Genomic DNA, 16,202 nt, shown 5'->3' on the forward strand with positions numbered 1-16,202 from the left:
GTTATGCAATTTTTAAATATGTTCTTTTTTGATATCTACCCCTATCTGGCCGGTACGGTATTTCTGGTTGGAAGCTGGCTGCGCTACGATTACGGTCAGTACAGCTGGCGGGCGGGTTCAAGTCAGATGCTGAGTAAGAAGGGGATGAGGTTTGCCTCTAACCTGTTCCATATCGGGATACTCGGTATCTTCTTTGGTCATATCGTTGGCCTGCTGACGCCACACTGGGTTTATCAGTCCTTCCTGCCGATCGCTGCCAAGCAACAGCTGGCGATGATTGCCGGGGGGATCTGTGGGGCGATGACGCTGATCGGTGGCGGTCTGCTGCTCAAGCGCCGACTGACTAACGTGCGCGTGCGTGCAACCAGTAGCTTTGCTGACATTATGATCCTGACGCTGCTGGTGGTTCAGGCGGCACTGGGGCTGTTAACTATCCCATTCTCGGCGCAGCATGCGGATGGGTTAGAAATGATGAAGCTGGTGGGCTGGGCGCAGGCGGTGGTGACCTTCCACGGTGGCGCATCGCAGCATCTGGAGGGCGTGGCCTTTATCTACCGCGTGCATATGGTGCTGGGTATGACGCTGTTCCTGCTGTTCCCGTTCTGCCGCCTGGTGCATATCTGGAGCGCGCCGGTCGAGTACCTCACCCGTCGCTATCAGCTGGTGCGTAACCGCCGCTGAAAATAAACGGTGAAATATAAAACGGGCTGGTATCTACCAGCCCGTTTTTTTATACGTTGCAACCCAGCCAGCATGCAGTTCCCTCTGGCTTATCGCTGTGAGCGGGCGCTTAAAGGCCCTTTTGATTTCTGGCAGGACCCGCTGGGAAGCGGGCCTTTCAGGGGCTATCAACCAGTGCCTGTTACTGCCGGATTAAACCAGTGATTTCAGACGGTAAATCCACTCCAGCGCCTGGCGAGGGGAAAGCGAGTCGGGATCGAGCGCTTCCAGTGCCTCAACGGCGGGGGATGTTTCTTCCACCAGCAGCGGCAGCTGTGAACCATCGGCTTTAGTGGCGGCAGCATTGCCGGAAAGGGCTTCAAGCTCTTTCAGTTTCTGCCGCGCACGCTTAATCACGTCCTTCGGCACGCCCGCCAGCGCGGCGACCGCCAGCCCGTAGCTTTTGCTGGCTGCACCATCCTGCACGCTGTGCATAAAGGCGATGGTATCGCCGTGCTCAACGGCATCCAGATGGACGTTAGCCACGCCTTCAATCTGATCCGGTAAGGTGGTCAGCTCGAAATAGTGGGTGGCAAACAGCGTCATCGCCTTAATGCGGGTAGCCAGGCTTTCCGCGCAGGCCCAGGCCAGCGACAGGCCGTCGTAGGTGGAGGTTCCACGGCCGATTTCGTCCATCAGCACCAGGCTGTACTCGGTGGCGTTGTGCAGGATGTTGGCGGTTTCGGTCATTTCCACCATAAAAGTGGAGCGGCCAGATGCCAGATCGTCCGCTGCGCCAACGCGGGTAAAGATTCGATCTACCGGACCGATCACCGCCTGCTCTGCCGGAACGAAGCTGCCGATACAGGCCATCAGCGTGATCAGCGCAGCCTGGCGCATATAGGTACTTTTACCGCCCATATTCGGGCCGGTAACGATCAGCATGCGGCGCTGCGGTGAAAGCGACAGCGGGTTGGCGATAAACGGTTCTTTCAGTACCTGTTCAACCACCGGATGGCGCCCGCCGGTCAGCTTAATCCCTGCTTTATCGCTCAGCGTTGGGCAGCTGTAGTTCAGCGTCCATGCGCGTTCGGCCAGGTTGCTCAGCACGTCCAGCTCGGCCAGCGCAGCGGCGCTCACCTGTAACGCTTCCAGGTGCGGCAGCAGCATATCGAACAGTTGCTCATACAGCGCTTTTTCCAGCGTCAGCGCTTTGCCTTTGGAAGTCAGTACTTTATCTTCATATTCCTTCAGCTCGGGAATGATATAGCGTTCGGCGTTTTTCAGCGTCTGGCGGCGAACATAGTGGATCGGCACCTGATGGCTCTGGCCACGGCTGACCTGAATGTAGTAACCGTGAATGGCATTGAACCCGACCTTCAGCGTGTCCAGGCCGAGCTTTTCACGCTCGCGGATTTCCAGCCGGTCAAGGTAGTCGGTCGCGCCGTCGGCCAGCGCCCGCCATTCATCCAGCTCTTCGTTATAGCCTGGCGCAATGACGCCGCCGTCGCGCACCAGCACCGGCGGGGTTTCGATAATCGCGCGCTCCAGCAGCTCGCGCAGTTCGGCAAACTCACCCATCTGGCTACGCAGGGTTTGCAGATGGTCGGTTTGATTATTTTCCAGTACCTCATTCAGCTGCGGTAGCTGCTGGAAGGCGTGGCGCATGCGGGCCAGATCGCGCGGGCGGGCGGTGCGCAGCGCCAGACGTGCCAGAATTCGCTCAAGATCGCCGATCTGCCGCAGCAGCGGCGAAAGCTCATCGTTGAGATCCTGCAGGGCGGCGATACTTTGCTGGCGCTGGGTAATGACCTGGGTATTACGCACCGGACTGTGCAGCCAGCGCTTCAGCATGCGGCTGCCCATTGGCGTCACGGTTTTGTCCAGTACCGAAGCCAGCGTGTTTTCAATGCCGCCGGAAAGATTCTGGGTGATTTCAAGGTTTCTACGGGTGGCTGCATCCATAATGATGCTGTCCTGCTGGCGCTCCATGGTCAGCGAACGGATATGCGGCAGCGAGGTGCGCTGGGTATCTTTCACGTACTGCAACAGACAGCCTGCGGCACGCAGCGCCTGATGTGCCTGCTCCACGCCGAAACCGCTGAGATCGCGGGTGGCGAACTGCAGGTTGAGCTGCTGACGGGCGGTATCCAGCTCAAACTCCCACAGCGGTCGGCGGCGCAGGCCGCGGCGGTTTTCAATCAGCGCCATCGACGGGAAGTCTTCCGGGTACAGCAGCTCGGCCGGGTTAGAGCGCTGTAGTTCTGCTGCCATCGTTTCCTGATCGTCCGGCTCTGCCACACGGAAACGGCCAGAGCTGATATCCAGCGTGGCGTAACCAAACCCGCGTGCGCTCTGCCAGATGGCCGCCAGCAGGTTATCCTGGCGCTCCTGCAGCAGCGCCTCATCGCTGATCGTTCCCGGGGTGACAATGCGTACCACTTTACGCTCAACCGGGCCTTTGCTCAGTGCCGGATCGCCGACCTGCTCGCAGATCGCGACGGATTCGCCCAGCTGTACCAGCTTCGCCAGATAGTTTTCCACGGCGTGATAGGGCACGCCCGCCATCGGGATCGGCTCTCCGGCGGAGGCACCGCGTTTGGTCAGCGAGATTTCCAGCAGCTGAGAAGCACGTTTGGCATCGTCGTAAAACAGCTCATAGAAGTCACCCATACGGTAGAACATCAAAATTTCCGGATGTTCTGCTTTCAGCCGCAGGTACTGCTGCATCATTGGTGTATGTGCGTCGAAATTCTCTAGTGTACTCATCAGTTTATGATGTCCATTTTATTAAATTTTAACGAGTTAGTGATGTTTGTTGTTATCATTGAGTTTCACTTTGTCTCATTGGATCTCATGAAATCCTACATTTAAATGTAGGTTAAAGTGTAGCTTACCAACCTATAGCCTGGTAAAATATGGCTACTTAGAGCACAACCTACATTTCGTTTAATAAATGCGTAGGGAGCATGATAACGGAGTCTTTATGGCAGGAAAACAAGAGGCAAAGCCACTGTCGTTTAAAGCGATAGAAATGATGAAGCCAGGTGACAAAGATAAAGCTGATATTGGCGAAAATCGTGGTTTACGTGTCTCCTGTGGTGCTACTGGTGTTAAGTCTTTTTTCTATCGTTACACGAGTCCTGTGACTGGAAAACTTGCTCAGGTAAAAATTGGCAACTTCCCGCAGACTTCTCTCGCCGCTGCACGTCTTAAACTCAACGAATTAAAGCTCCTCCGTCAGGAAGGACGGTGTCCTGCATCAGAACTCAGGCAGGAAAAACAACTTCGTGCAATCGAGGCTGAACAGGCCAAAGTACCTGAATTAACTGTGCAGGGATTAGTTGAACTCTACCTGACTGAGCGCATTGAGGACCGCAAAACTAAGGATGGCAAAATCATTCCGGGAGCCCGGAAGAAGAAGGGCCAGGATGAAGTGCGCAGAACACTGTATGCCGATGCGGTAGATAAGCTGGGTGATCGTAATGCAGCAGAAATCACACGCAATGACGTGATTACGCTTATCAATGGCATTGTTGCCAGAGGCGCAAAAGTGCAAGCCGGTAACGTTCTACGGGAGCTGTCTTTGGCCTACGAGTTCGCTATTGGTCTGGGGCGTTTTGATGCCAGCTTTGCTAATCCCGCGCTGTTGGCAAAATCCAGCCTGCGTCAAACTCGAATCAAGCTTACTAATAATTGCGGGACTCGAGTTCTTAGTGAAGCTGAGCTGAAAAAGTTTCTCCTGTGGCTACCGGGTTCTGCTTTTTCACCGACAATCAAAAACGTGCTTCGTCTGACCTTGTGGACAGGTTGCCGTACCGGTGAGGTCTGTAACATGGCGTGGAAGGATGTTGATCTGGAGAAAGGTACGATACACCTGCGCGAGAATAAAACAGGCGTTGAACGTTACGTTCAGCTATCGACGCAAGCAATAGATTTTCTTAAAGTTCTCCGCCTCAATTCGGATACATATTTATTTCCGTCTACACGAACAAGAAGACCAATCCAGCAAAAGTATCTTACGGAGAATGCGTGGCGCTTACGTGAATCCGGGCAGATGCTAGATATACCGAGTTGGACACCTCATGATTTACGGCGGACCGTGCGTACCGGGCTATCACGGCTTCAATGTCCTAACGAAGTGGCTGAGGCTATTCTGGGACATACAAAAGGCGGTGTGGAAGGTATTTATAACCTTTACAAGTATGATGCTGAGTGTAAAAAGTGGCTGCAGATTTGGGCGGATTATCTCGAACGCATATCATCGAGCAATAGCATATGTCGCCAGAGCTGACAAACTAAAATTTTTAGTAAAGCAATACGAGTTTATTCCTTTTCTAGCATAACCTGGATATGAGTAATCTGTTTAGATAATCAACAGATAGTCATTCGTTATAGAGCTGTATAAAAATACAGCTCATCATTGTTAATGAGCGAGTCTGCACGAATAGAGGTTGAGCCATGATTTACATGTCATAATATTAATCATTTTATTTTTTTGATTTGTGGTTATACATATACTCATGGTTGTACTCACTTTGGAGTTGGTTCGCATTCGTAATGCGAAGGCCGTAGTATCGACTCCTATTATCGCACCGCTAACGTCCCCCATTATCGATTTTACCTTAATTTTTGTGATTTTGTTTGTATTGTTTATCCAGTATTATCCGCTTTTAGCCGTTGCAATCCAAATTCAAAACGGGTACATAAATGAGTACCCATGCCAGCCTATGTCGATTGCATGTTTGATAATGAGATCTTGGTTGGGCGTGGCTTGAACGCTTTTGTCTGGGGTTATAGATTTTACTCGTTGGAAAATTTTTTATTAGCCAGATAAGATATATTTACCATAAAGTTAGTATTTATAAGGAGTTAACGTGCTTACTGTTTACTGCGAAAAAATGACTCAATCATGGCTAAATGGCCCCATGTTTGGATTAATAGGAATTTTGATAGGTGCTGCTTTGGGATTATTAACAGCCTATTGTACTCAACGATGGCAGCACACAAATGCGCTTTCATTAGAAAAGGAGCGAATGGAAGTGAAGTTGTTTACCGACTTTGCTTTAAATGATCTTTTAAAATATATCGATGTTGAAATGGATTATATCCAACGTATTTATGCATCAAAAAATGGAGGGTCAATATCGCTTACAGATATATGTGGTCATCATAGAGGTGGTTTGGCTAAATATAAGGCGCTGCTGTCAATATTTAAAAATAATGACTTGATTAAAAAATTCGATAGGTTGCTAACGTATCGTGATAAATTTTCAGAGATACCAATGAAAAATAAAAATGGAGAAGTTATTTCTAATCCCGCGCTTTTGCTTGATGAGGCAGCCGAGTTGACGGGGGAAATAAAACTGATTTTATTTTCGCATTGTTCATTAGATAAAGTGAAAGGTTAGAAAACCCCCTCCAGATTTTTATAGTCCAGCACCACTATGGTAAAACCCAGCGCGCGGGCGTCCATACGCACGCATCTGGTCGGCGCGCGGTGGTTTGTATTCCATAAAGAAGAGGCGGACACCGGGTAAAAGTACAATGCGAACCGGTACCGAATGACATTCGTGTGACACTGATCTATTCGCAATATTGATGCTAGGTTAAATCAAATAACCGATTTTTTTACCCTGAACCCGAATATGATCCAGCCGTAATCAGGAATAACCAGCTTAATGTTGGTTGTGTATTCTGGCAACCGGCAGACTTCTCAGCAAATTCTAACGGGTCAGCCATCTCAGTGCAGAACGGGGATGGCGCTTATTATAGTGTATGCGTAACGCCTCGATTTTGCACCGCGCATCCTCTGTAAGCACACCTGTTCTCGTTTAGGCAATCCTGGCGCAGCATGCCGTTCGCTGGCACTGTAACGCGCCTGTAGCTCCCGGCCCCATTCGCGCAGCCGTGCCAGTACGTTCTGCAGCATCGCTTTGTCGAGACTTAAAGCGGCCACCAGTTTCTTCAGCCGCAGGCTTTCCTCTTCGAGCTGGCGAATGTGCTTCACCTCGGAGAGAGAAATGCCGCCGTATTTTTTACGCAAAGTGAAGAACGTGGCATTGGTAATACCCAGCTTACGACAGGCCTCCGGCACGGGTGACCCAGTTCAGCCTGCTTCAGGGCGAAGACAATCTGCTCTTAGGTGAATCGTGATTTTTTCATCGGCACCACCTCCGTTGAGGGATTGTTTATTATGCCGGAATTCTGTTTCTGAATGGCGCAGGACTTCGGGGCAAGGTCAGTTTATTACAGATACTTCCTATGGTAAATTCGTGCAATGACTCATGGTTTGTTGCTTACTGAGCGATAAAATCCAGCCATTGTCAAGCTATTCATATCGATACCAAATTCTATATATACCAGTAAGGCTGCCTCAATTATCTAGGACAGCGATCCTCCGGAGGAAAACAGAGTGACGATAGACGTGTTGATTCGTTTTTTGAGTGCCGGCCTCTTAGATGTTCAGGGTGATGACGCAAAACTCGAAAAGCTACAAACCACTGCGGCAGACTTGTCCGCTGCGCTAAAGAAGACCCCCTCAAAGTCTGCTGCATTTTCTCTCATAGCTTTCGATCCGTCCTCTCCTGCAACTGATCCAGTGATTCAGGAGGCCGTTGAGGCACTTCAGAGTCGTTGGGCAACTTACATCAACACCTTCTCTGATACGCCAGTGACAGTAATCCGAGCTCTATTGCTGGATGCTCTTTTTAAAGCAGCCAGCGAAGATGACCACATTGGCATTGCCTTTATCTCCTATGCACGTAATGCACTCTCATTTATGGAAGCTTGCAATGAAAGCAAGATTTGGGGCGATGTGGTCGCAGAAATAGAAAGACAGGTTAACGTCCGAGCAGAAGCTGAATGGACTACTCCTGAATCAATCCGTGTTCCCGAAATGAACTATTTGGTACCCGGGGCAATTACTATACGCGGCCAAGAAGTATCCCTTGATAAGGATGCTCTAGCAGAGAAGATTGCAGCAGCTGGCGGGCCAAGTAATGCAGCGGGACAGCCTACAGGAGGAAATTCGAATTGGTCAAATAGCGGTCAAGCCTGGGTTCATCAGTTTACTCCTCTTCTAGCCAATGCCATTTATGGTGCATTGGAAGAAGTATTGGAAGGAGCACAAATTGAGCCAGTAGATTTATCTGAACCGTTGAAAAATCTCGCCAGTGCAGTATCAATTCATGTGGACAATACGCTGCAAGCTGTGAGCGGCGCGACAGCGGGCCTCCAACGTCGCACCAGCTTAATCTGGTGGAAGGAAACGCTGTATTCTCCAAGTGTACAACGTAGCTACCGCGATATGTCTCCACCCATCGCGGCTGCCTTGATGGCCTTTGATCTCCATCAACAAGTCCCTTTGTTTTCCCCTGCAAGTGTTGCAGCCTTCTTACACGAAACAGTTTTGAGCTTACCGGATATTGAGACGCAAGATGGAAAACCAATTCGTGTTCTACTAGAAGAAGCACTACAAGCAGAGGAACTGGCACCATTACGTGATACCTCCTCTCAGTTGTTCCCAGAACCTACTGGTCGAGGCCCTCTCCTAGGAATCTTGGGACATGGGTTTGGCAAAAACATCAATGATGATCAGTTCCGTAGTCTGGTAGGTATTCCAGCTGAGTCGGCTCTTACTATTCCCCAATGGGCGACATGGATCTTCCGAGAGTTGCAAGCTGCACGAGCCATGCAAGACGGAGCTGTGGTAAAGAAGCGAGGACGTAAATCCTGATGAATACATGTTCTAGATCTACTTGTTTTGCTCCTGAATCCACTTGCAGCATGGGCTGCCTAGATCATACAAAATGTCATGAGTGGGCCGGGCAGGAAGGAGTGGTGACTTTGCATGAAGAGACTGCTCCGCATGAGTTGGTGCTCCCTTGGTCCGGAGGCGCCTTGGGGCTAGTAGACCTTGGATTTGTTGCTGGTCGTGCAAAACCTCTGGTTGTCGGTATCATCGGACACCAGAATGCAGGAAAGACCACATTGCTCGCTGCGTGGTATTTGTTGCTTGGCCGGGGTTTAATTTATGGTGATCATCAGTTTGCAGGGTCCTACTCACTTGCTGGTTGGGAGGCAGTAGCCAGTTCGCTTCGGTGGGCTCCAGGGCATTCCCCCAGTTTCCCACCACACACGACCAGTCGCGGTGGAAGAGCACCTGGATTGCTCCACTTGGATTTTCGACATTCTGATAGAGAGTTTCGTGGGTATATGTTTGCGGATGCTCCTGGTGAATGGTTTCAGAAATGGGCTGCAAACCGTGATAGTGCTGACGGGGCTGGCGCTCGTTGGGTTGCCGAGCATGCAGACGTATTCTTGCTTGTCGCTGATTGTGAGGCCCTTGCAGGCCCCAGCAAGGGTTCTTCTCGTGGTTCCTTCTTGCGCCTTGTGGAACGCTTAGCTTCAGAAAGGGGGAGTCGTCCCGTTGCACTTGTTTGGACTAAATCTGATGTCAAGGTCGCTCCAGAGATGAAGGCTGCAATTAGACAAGCGGTTTTTAGCTCTATTCCGGAAGCTGTCGAATTTTTCGTCAGTACAGCAGTGAAGGACGATGATACTTTGGGCAAGGGTCAAGGTTTTTTGGAGCTTCTTAATTGGACACTACTAGTCAGACGTGGGCGCGTTCTCTTACCACCTGTTGATACGGCAAACGAGGATCCACTTTTCATGTTTGGTAAGAGGTGATTATGAGTTCCAGTGATAACTCGATTCTGCTCATTGGAGAGTCCGATGTCGGCAAGACTCACTATGGTGCCCAATTATTGAAGCGCCTGATGAAAAGGGATGGTCAACTCAGAATGAATGGTGCGGCAACCAACCTAGAGCCTTTCGAATCAGCTATGAGCTGCCTCGACGAAGGCATGGCGGCAGGCCATACCGCTGCATCAACCTACGTCGATAGCATCTGGCCTATTACGGATGCGCAAGGGCGCTCTGCCGAACTTATTTGGCCCGATTATGGTGGCGAACAGATTAAAGCGATCTCTGACACACGCCGCATTCCTGCGGCTTGGCAGTCTCGAGTGATTGCAGCCCCATCGTGGCTATTCCTTATCCGTTTGCAGAAAACCCGTATAAACGCAGACATTTTTTCGAGGCCATTACACGATCTGCCTGTCAATAATACCGAGAGTCACGATATTCAAATGTCAGATCAGGCCAAGCTAATAGAGTTACTTCAGATACTTCTTTACATCCGCGGAATGGATAGTACGAAACCCCTAGCTAGCCCCCGTCTTTGTGTACTCCTTAGCTGTTGGGATGAACTTGGGGTCGAAGAAGCCCCACCGGAATTATTGCAGAGCCGATTACCTATGCTATCGAGCTTCATCCACAACACATGGGAAAAACCGAGTGTTTTGGGACTCTCTGCGCTTGGACAAGCATTGAGCCCTAAAGACCCTAATGAAGATTACTCAAATCGTGGGCCAGAGCAGTTTGGCTATGTTGTACTTCCCGATGGTCAACATTCACCAGACCTTACTCTGCCAGTACAATTCCTTTTGGATGAAAACCTCTGACACAAGAGACTGGATTGATGAAAATCGAGCAAGCTATTTATGGCGAAGTCCGCAGTGGGCATGCCTTGAGGCTAGCGAGCACTCGGAGTCAAATTGTCGATGAACTAGCATCACGGCTAGACCTACCAGACACAGCACCACCAGGAGTTAACTGGTCTCCCTACATAACAGGTTTCCCTTGTGGAGATAAATATGTCCTGGCACGGACATTCGCTGACCCACACGCGACGCGGGCTGGTATGGTTATATCTCATGCGCTTATTGCGCCTCTCGATGAAATTGTCACAACAGCTAACCTAAAATCGCTTTTTGAGAACCTAATTGTTACGCCTGAGGTCCCCGGTACGCTTACTACATTAGATATCCAGAGATCAGCAGAACCCCAGATTGATGCAATAGATTTGACAGCAACAGCTGAATCACTGGTCACCCGAGGGGTGGGACCATCAGTAAAAATTGGTATCGATGGGTTTGAAGATCTGATTGTTGCATTATGGTTCCGTCTTTGGCCTGAGCTTCGTGCAAGTTTTTCGTTTCGCCTAAGTTTCGGCCCACATGATATAATCGATAATCCTCCGCCAGTGCTTGTCTGTACGCCCTCTACATTGGCGGCCCGCTGGACAGGGCGTAATATTATTAGTGTTTCTGGTTCAAAGAATCTTACACGAGCAGCATCAATACTTTGCGACAGTACAGAAGCTTTTCCAATACTCCAATTTGCTGATGAGATTGGTATATGCGTAAACAGATTTACTCACCTTCAAATGCTTGTAAGTGCATACGAACTCAGTTCTACTCCTGATTTCGAAGCATGCGTTGCCACGATAAGGCTAGTAAACACGCTATCTCCTTATCCAACAGTAGGGGCTGTGGGTAAGGAAAAACTTATCCATAAACTTTGCTCGCAGATGTGTGATGTTGGAATAACAGGAATCCTCCAGCTCAGAAACCTTAGGATAACAGGCTTTCATGGAGCTGAGCGTATTTGGGAAAGTCTAAGAGCCAGGGTTGCATCCTATAGTCTTGAGGAAGTGGATGATCGAAGACTCCTAGATATAATTAGCGATGCCCTATCAGTAGAAGCTGTCACACCTTGGTGTGAAGCTATTCTCAGTGGCATTATCACGTCTGCATGCTCAACGTCATCAGCTTTCCCACTAGCCTTCTGGCGCTGGGCCCATATGCAGCCATCTACGCTTACCAAATTATTCGAGCATCTACCTTCAGATCATGATTTGGAAACTCGTCTCTCCAAAGTTGTACCGCAAGAAATGAACACAAGTGTGGGTTATGCGGTCATGACACTCGCGCGATCAAAGAAGTGGTTACGCCTGTATGGCGCTGCCGTGGGGGCGTGTTTTGAACCAAGGGAAGCAGTTCACCAACAGTTAATTATCGATACAGAACTAACACATCTAGATGGTATCAAGGCAGCCCTACGGCGCTCGACAAGTAAGGAGTTGGTCACGCTTGCGCTTGAGAGCGACGAGCCCCGTATTTTATGCCTTGCAGCAGAAGAAGTCGCACATTATCCGAAACTTCTTAAGGACACTGACTTCAGCTCGGTTTCAGCGCAAGAGCTCTGGGCCAGAGCATTGGCTATTAACATAGATGCTTGGCGGGGGCCTGCAGACCCCAAACACTCCTTACTCGTTATCCTTCAAGCTCTTCTCGATGGCCACCAGATAAACTCCCAACTGCTTGGTGCGTTATCCACCACACCCATTGCCAATCTTTGCGGCTATGAACGCTGTATTGAGGTCTGGGCACGACTCGGCGAACCTGCTCGCACTCATTTTTTGAAGGCAACAGCATCAGGATGGCTTGAGCAAGCAGTATTGGGAAGTGTTGTTGTTCCAGATTCACAATTGGAGATCACCCTTCTTGCTGGCCAAGCTCTGGATCAGAAGCTTCAAACTTTAGTGTTAACAGATGCAAAATTGGCAATGAAACTGATTGATGCTTTACCAGCATATGGAGAGTCACGATTTCTTCAATGGCTGGAATACTGGTTGTCTACTAACCGTTCTATGACATATTCTGAGGCTGAATTACTTGGCAACCTTGTTCATAATCGACAATGGCAGCGAGTCGTGGATCGCTTAGTTCGCGTTGCTAGAGATGGACAGAATGACGTTAAGCCAGTTCTTAGATTTTGTCGCAACATGGTAAATCTCATTGATGTGTGGCTATTAGGCATATCAGTCATTACGAGCCACGAAAAGTGGCTCGTTCTTGAAGAACTTGCAGCAGATCTCTATCCAGGAGGTCCGGATGAAAGTGAGCTTTGGGATCGCGCTGGGGGGCGAAATAGTCATCTTGTGTTCTCAGGAACAGGACATGCACGATGGCACGATGCCCTCACACAAATCCGAAAAGGAAGAGGTCCCGTGCTTACTCGGTTGTTGGAAGAAATGAAGCGAGATTTCCCTGCAAATAGTCAGCTTCACCATTTAGCCAATGACTTTCGATTTACAACTTCCCTATAAAAAACACAAAATCAGAGAGTTACCATGAGTCAACATGATCAAGTAAAAAGCATTTCAAAATCTAAATTCCCAAATGGTCACGCCTTAGTGATAGCCATTTCTGCTTATAAGGAAGTTAATCCATTACCTCCAGAAATTGCTAATGATGCCCGTGCAATAAGGGCTGTGCTTACCGATCCAGAATACTGTGGGTATGATCCGGATAATATTACATTACTCTTGAATGAGCAGGCAACTCTCGGGGCAATCCGTCGTGAGCTTGATTTATTAGCCAGCCGTTGTTCAAGCTCTGACACTGTTTGCATTTATTTTTCTGGGCATGGTGCCAACCTTGGCAATCCTACAGACCCTATTAGCGCCTTGGTTCCCGTTGACTGCGAACTTTCTAATATATTAAAGACTGTTCTAATGGAGGAGGAGTTTTCAGACGCCCTCACTAAAATAAAAGCGCAGCGACTCTTGGTTTTTATTGATGCATGCCACTCTGGTGGAGCAGGTAGCTTAAAATCTCTTGGAGATAATTTAGCTACTAATTGGGGTTTTAGTGATAAAATATTAGGTCGATTAGCACAGGGAACTGGTCGCGTTATAATCGCCTCTTCAAGGGCCTCCGAGACATCACTCATTTTGCATGGTGCAAGCAATAGTCTTTTTACAGAACATCTGGTTGGCGCATTGAAAGGTGGGGCATATACACAGGGAGATGGCCTGATTCGTGTTTTTGATGTTTTCAACCATGTTTCCGAAAAAGTACAAGCCTCAGTACCAGGTAAACAGCATCCTATCTTTAAGGCCAGTGACCTAGAAGACAACTTTCCCATTGCTCTAGATTGTGGAGGTATTAAATCAATCACTTCTGCTGTCAACATCAACAATACAGACGAGCCCACAGTATGGCGACAACTTGAAGAAGTCTTTGCGGATCTATATCCAGCAGGGCCACAGGATCAGGAGATATGGAGCCGAGCAGGTGGCGATATTTCCCGTCTTCGTTTAAATGGCACAGGGCGAGTACAGTGGTTCTCTGCGCTCCGGACTATGCGACAAGGTGGTGGTGGTCAAGCTATAAATAAACATTCTTTGATTTTGGCAGCACTACAAGATTTCCCTCATCATCATGAACTTAAGCATTTAGCAGCAATATAGTTATCAATAATAAATAAAAATGATACGTATTTCTCACGATCTACACCTGTGTGAAATACGTGACCTGCCCCAGTGTAAGATATAATGATCAATTAGTATTATCGGGTTGGTTACCTTCTAATTTCCCATTTCTCCAGCCTGCTACAAATTCTGATGGGGTCTGGTAATTCAGCGATGAATTTGTAAGTATCCCGCATAATCGTGCCATTCACATTTAGAGATCTTCCGGCATACTCATTTTGCCAACGAAGGAGATCGCTATGCGTAAAGCCCGTTTTACTGAGCATCAGATCATCACAGTGATTAAGTCAGTTGAATCCGGACGAACAGTGAAAGATGTCTGTCGCGAAGCCGGAATATCTGAAGCCACGTATTATAACTGGAAGTCTAAATACGGTGGCATGGAAGCATCTGATATTAAAAAGATAAAGGATCTTGAAGACGAGAACCGGCGGCTCAAGCAAATGTTTGCCGACCTCAGTCTTGAAAATCGCGCACTGAAAGACGTTATCGAAAAAAAGCTCTGAAGCCAGCTTTTAAGCGTGAGCTGGTGACGCACCTGATAACAACATTCGGACTGAGTATTCGCCAGGCCTGCAGGAGTCTGAACCTGAGCAGAACGGTTTATCATTATCGTCCGGACAACACCCGTGACGATCCCGTTATTTTCGCGTTACAGGCGGCTGCTGAAAGATATCCGCGATACGGCTTCCCGAAGCTTTTTCAGGTTCTGAAGCGGCAGGGATATCCGTGGAACCATAAGCGGATCCACCGCATTTACTGCCTGCTGAAACTGAATTTTCGTCGCAAAGGCAAACAGCGTCTGCCGGTACGTAGTCCATCGCCGCTGACCACACCTGAAGCTCTGAACCAGAGTTGGTCTGTAGATTTTATGCATGACGCGCTGATTTGCGGTCGTCGCTTTCGCACGTTTAATGTCGTCGATGATTTTAATCGCGAGGCTTTGTCGATCGAAATAGACCTGAACCTGCCGGCCCAACGAGTTGTTCGTGTGCTCGACAGGATCGCAGCAAACCGGGGATACCCCGCGATGCTTCGCATGGATAACGGTCCGGAGTTTATTTCGCTGACTCTGGCTGACTGGGCAGAAATGCACGCTGTGAAGCTGGAATTTATCGAACCGGGTAAACCAACTCAGAATGCATTTATTGAACGCTTTAACCGGACATACCGCACTGAAATACTCGATTTTTATCTGTTCAGGACGCTGAACGAAGTACGAGAAATCACAGAACGGTGGCTTTCAGAATATAACTGTGAACGTCCACATGAATCACTGAACAACCTGACACCGGAGGAATACCGACGACAACATCATCTGGCCGGGATCTCTAAAAGTGCGTGGAACTAAAACGGGTCTATTTACAGATGGGTTTGCGCAATTGCGACAGCGGATCAAAGAAATTCGCCGTGATGCTAAACACAACGGCGAGGACTATCGGTTGCTGATGCCTGAATCAGAGCAACCGCTTATCGACTGACGATTATAATCTGTTATCCATTTCCAGCGCGCATTGCTCCCGCTCACCCGCTGGTTCGCAACGGCACGGGTGAGGACTGCATACTCCCCGGACCAGTAACCTGCGCCCTTTATGGGGCGGGATGAGCGCGTTGATTTTCTTATGCCGAAGTTCATCGTGACACAGTCGGATGTCGTAAGCGCCGTCCGCAGCGGTTGACCTGATTTTTCGATGAGTGTGCCGATTAATCCGGGGAACGCCTCTGAATCCGTAACGTTGTTCAGCGACAAGTCTGCACAAATGATTTCATGTGTTTTTGCACCCACCGCAAGATGCAGCTTCCGCCAGATACGACGGCGCTCCTTGCCGTGCTTTTTGACTTTCCATTCGCCTTCACCGAAGACCTTCAGGCCTGTGGAATCAATCACAAAGTGCGCGATTTCACCCCAGGTGGGCGTTTCAAAACTGACGTTCACCGACTTTGCCCGCTTGCTGACACTGTTGTAATCCGGGCAGCGCAGCGGGACATCCATCAGGGCAAAAATAGAATCAATAAAGTCCTCAGCGGCTCGCAGGGTCAGCCGGAATACGCGTTTAATCGCCAGGACGGTTGTGATGCCAAGGTCTAAATAGCAATGAGGTCGTCCCCTGGATGCAGGCATTACTGACTCATACCAGGCCTGAATCGCCTTATCATCAAGCCAGAAAGTGATAGAGCAACGATTAATCAGGGCCTTGTTGTAGTTGCGCCAGTTGGTGATTGTGAACTTCTGCTTTGCCATGGAGCGGTCTGTGTTGTCAGGATGATGCGTGATCTGCTCCTTCAACTCGGCAAAAATTCGATTTATTCAACAAAACCATTGAGAATATGGCTGCATTATTGATGTTTGAAATGTATA

General features: G+C 49.1%; 12 protein-coding genes and 1 pseudogene. 9 read left to right on the forward strand and 4 right to left on the reverse strand.

Annotation, left to right across the window (positions count from 1 at the left end; translation table 11 throughout):
• Positions 1 to 3: 3 nt before the first annotated feature.
• On the forward strand, positions 4 to 681 hold the full coding sequence (gene narI / locus JOE09_RS13335; protein ID WP_200563408.1) for a respiratory nitrate reductase subunit gamma: 678 nt from the start codon (positions 4 to 6) through the stop codon (positions 679 to 681).
• A gap of 192 nt (positions 682 to 873) precedes the next feature.
• Here the strand turns inward: narI and mutS are convergent, their stop codons facing one another.
• Positions 874 to 3,429, reverse strand: coding sequence for a DNA mismatch repair protein MutS (gene mutS / locus JOE09_RS13340; RefSeq protein ID WP_205066093.1), 2,556 nt, complete (start codon positions 3,427 to 3,429; stop codon positions 874 to 876).
• Between the two features lie 217 nt (positions 3,430 to 3,646).
• Here mutS and JOE09_RS13345 point away from each other — a divergent pair, with 217 nt between their 5' ends.
• Together JOE09_RS13345 and JOE09_RS13350 are read left to right on the forward strand one after the other, a co-directional pair.
• Positions 3,647 to 4,954 carry a tyrosine-type recombinase/integrase gene (locus JOE09_RS13345; protein ID WP_205066094.1) on the forward strand — a complete coding sequence of 436 codons (1,308 nt, stop codon included), beginning with the start codon at positions 3,647 to 3,649 and terminating at the stop codon, positions 4,952 to 4,954.
• 583 nt (positions 4,955 to 5,537) lie between these two features.
• Positions 5,538 to 6,071 (forward strand): hypothetical protein, encoded by a 534-nt coding sequence (locus tag JOE09_RS13350; RefSeq protein ID WP_205066095.1) that lies wholly within the window; start codon positions 5,538 to 5,540, stop codon positions 6,069 to 6,071.
• A gap of 315 nt (positions 6,072 to 6,386) precedes the next feature.
• Here the strand turns inward: JOE09_RS13350 and JOE09_RS26430 are convergent, their stop codons facing one another.
• The gene (locus tag JOE09_RS26430; RefSeq protein ID WP_420830643.1) at positions 6,387 to 6,482 is read right to left on the reverse strand and encodes an integrase core domain-containing protein; all 96 of its coding nucleotides are present in this window, start codon (positions 6,480 to 6,482) and stop codon (positions 6,387 to 6,389) included.
• Positions 6,483 to 6,517: 35 nt separating this feature from the next.
• Positions 6,518 to 6,795: pseudogene (locus tag JOE09_RS26135) on the reverse strand (transposase); the annotation flags it as partial.
• A 280-nt stretch (positions 6,796 to 7,075) separates the two neighbouring features.
• Between JOE09_RS26135 and JOE09_RS13360 the strand changes: the two are divergent.
• From JOE09_RS13360 to JOE09_RS13385, 6 genes are all read left to right on the forward strand, one after another.
• On the forward strand, positions 7,076 to 8,398 hold the full coding sequence (locus JOE09_RS13360; protein ID WP_205066097.1) for a GTPase-associated system all-helical protein GASH: 1,323 nt from the start codon (positions 7,076 to 7,078) through the stop codon (positions 8,396 to 8,398).
• Positions 8,399 to 8,562: 164 nt separating this feature from the next.
• A complete protein-coding gene (locus tag JOE09_RS13365) occupies positions 8,563 to 9,351 on the forward strand; it encodes a TRAFAC clade GTPase domain-containing protein (protein ID WP_205066098.1) in 789 nt (262 codons plus the stop codon).
• Between the two features lie 2 nt (positions 9,352 to 9,353).
• Positions 9,354 to 10,187 (forward strand): TRAFAC clade GTPase domain-containing protein, encoded by an 834-nt coding sequence (locus tag JOE09_RS13370; RefSeq protein WP_205066099.1) that lies wholly within the window; start codon positions 9,354 to 9,356, stop codon positions 10,185 to 10,187.
• A gap of 17 nt (positions 10,188 to 10,204) precedes the next feature.
• Complete coding sequence (locus JOE09_RS13375; protein WP_239553048.1) at positions 10,205 to 12,676, forward strand: GAP1-N1 domain-containing protein; 2,472 nt, start codon at positions 10,205 to 10,207, stop codon at positions 12,674 to 12,676.
• A 24-nt stretch (positions 12,677 to 12,700) separates the two neighbouring features.
• The gene (locus JOE09_RS13380; protein WP_205066101.1) at positions 12,701 to 13,822 is read left to right on the forward strand and encodes a caspase family protein; all 1,122 of its coding nucleotides are present in this window, start codon (positions 12,701 to 12,703) and stop codon (positions 13,820 to 13,822) included.
• Between the two features lie 260 nt (positions 13,823 to 14,082).
• A protein-coding gene (locus JOE09_RS13385; RefSeq protein WP_205066102.1) for an IS3 family transposase occupies positions 14,083 to 15,194 on the forward strand; the annotation gives its coding sequence in 2 pieces (ribosomal slippage) (positions 14,083 to 14,344 and positions 14,344 to 15,194; 1,113 coding nt in all).
• An 84-nt stretch (positions 15,195 to 15,278) separates the two neighbouring features.
• Here JOE09_RS13385 and JOE09_RS13390 read toward each other — a convergent pair.
• Positions 15,279 to 16,085, reverse strand: a complete 807-nt coding sequence (locus tag JOE09_RS13390) for an IS5 family transposase (RefSeq protein WP_275584426.1) — start codon at positions 16,083 to 16,085, stop codon at positions 15,279 to 15,281.
• Positions 16,086 to 16,202: the final 117 nt, after the last annotated feature.

Source organism: Pantoea coffeiphila, assembly GCF_016909495.1.
GTDB lineage: Bacteria > Pseudomonadota > Gammaproteobacteria > Enterobacterales > Enterobacteriaceae > Erwinia > Erwinia coffeiphila.

What these genes read in the sequence shown, in the direction of transcription:
- JOE09_RS13345 (WP_205066094.1), top strand. Translation starts at nt 3,647, where the DNA reads ATGGCAGGAAAACAAGAGGCAAAGCCACTGTCGTTTAAAGCGATAGAA.
- JOE09_RS13370 (WP_205066099.1), top strand. Translation starts at nt 9,354, where the DNA reads ATGAGTTCCAGTGATAACTCGATTCTGCTCATTGGAGAGTCCGATGTC.
- narI (WP_200563408.1), top strand. Translation starts at nt 4, where the DNA reads ATGCAATTTTTAAATATGTTCTTTTTTGATATCTACCCCTATCTGGCC.
- JOE09_RS13380 (WP_205066101.1), top strand. Translation starts at nt 12,701, where the DNA reads ATGAGTCAACATGATCAAGTAAAAAGCATTTCAAAATCTAAATTCCCA.
- JOE09_RS13375 (WP_239553048.1), top strand. Translation starts at nt 10,205, where the DNA reads ATGAAAATCGAGCAAGCTATTTATGGCGAAGTCCGCAGTGGGCATGCC.
- mutS (WP_205066093.1), bottom strand. Translation starts at nt 3,429, where the DNA reads ATGAGTACACTAGAGAATTTCGACGCACATACACCAATGATGCAGCAG.
- JOE09_RS13390 (WP_275584426.1), bottom strand. Translation starts at nt 16,085, where the DNA reads ATGGCAAAGCAGAAGTTCACAATCACCAACTGGCGCAACTACAACAAG.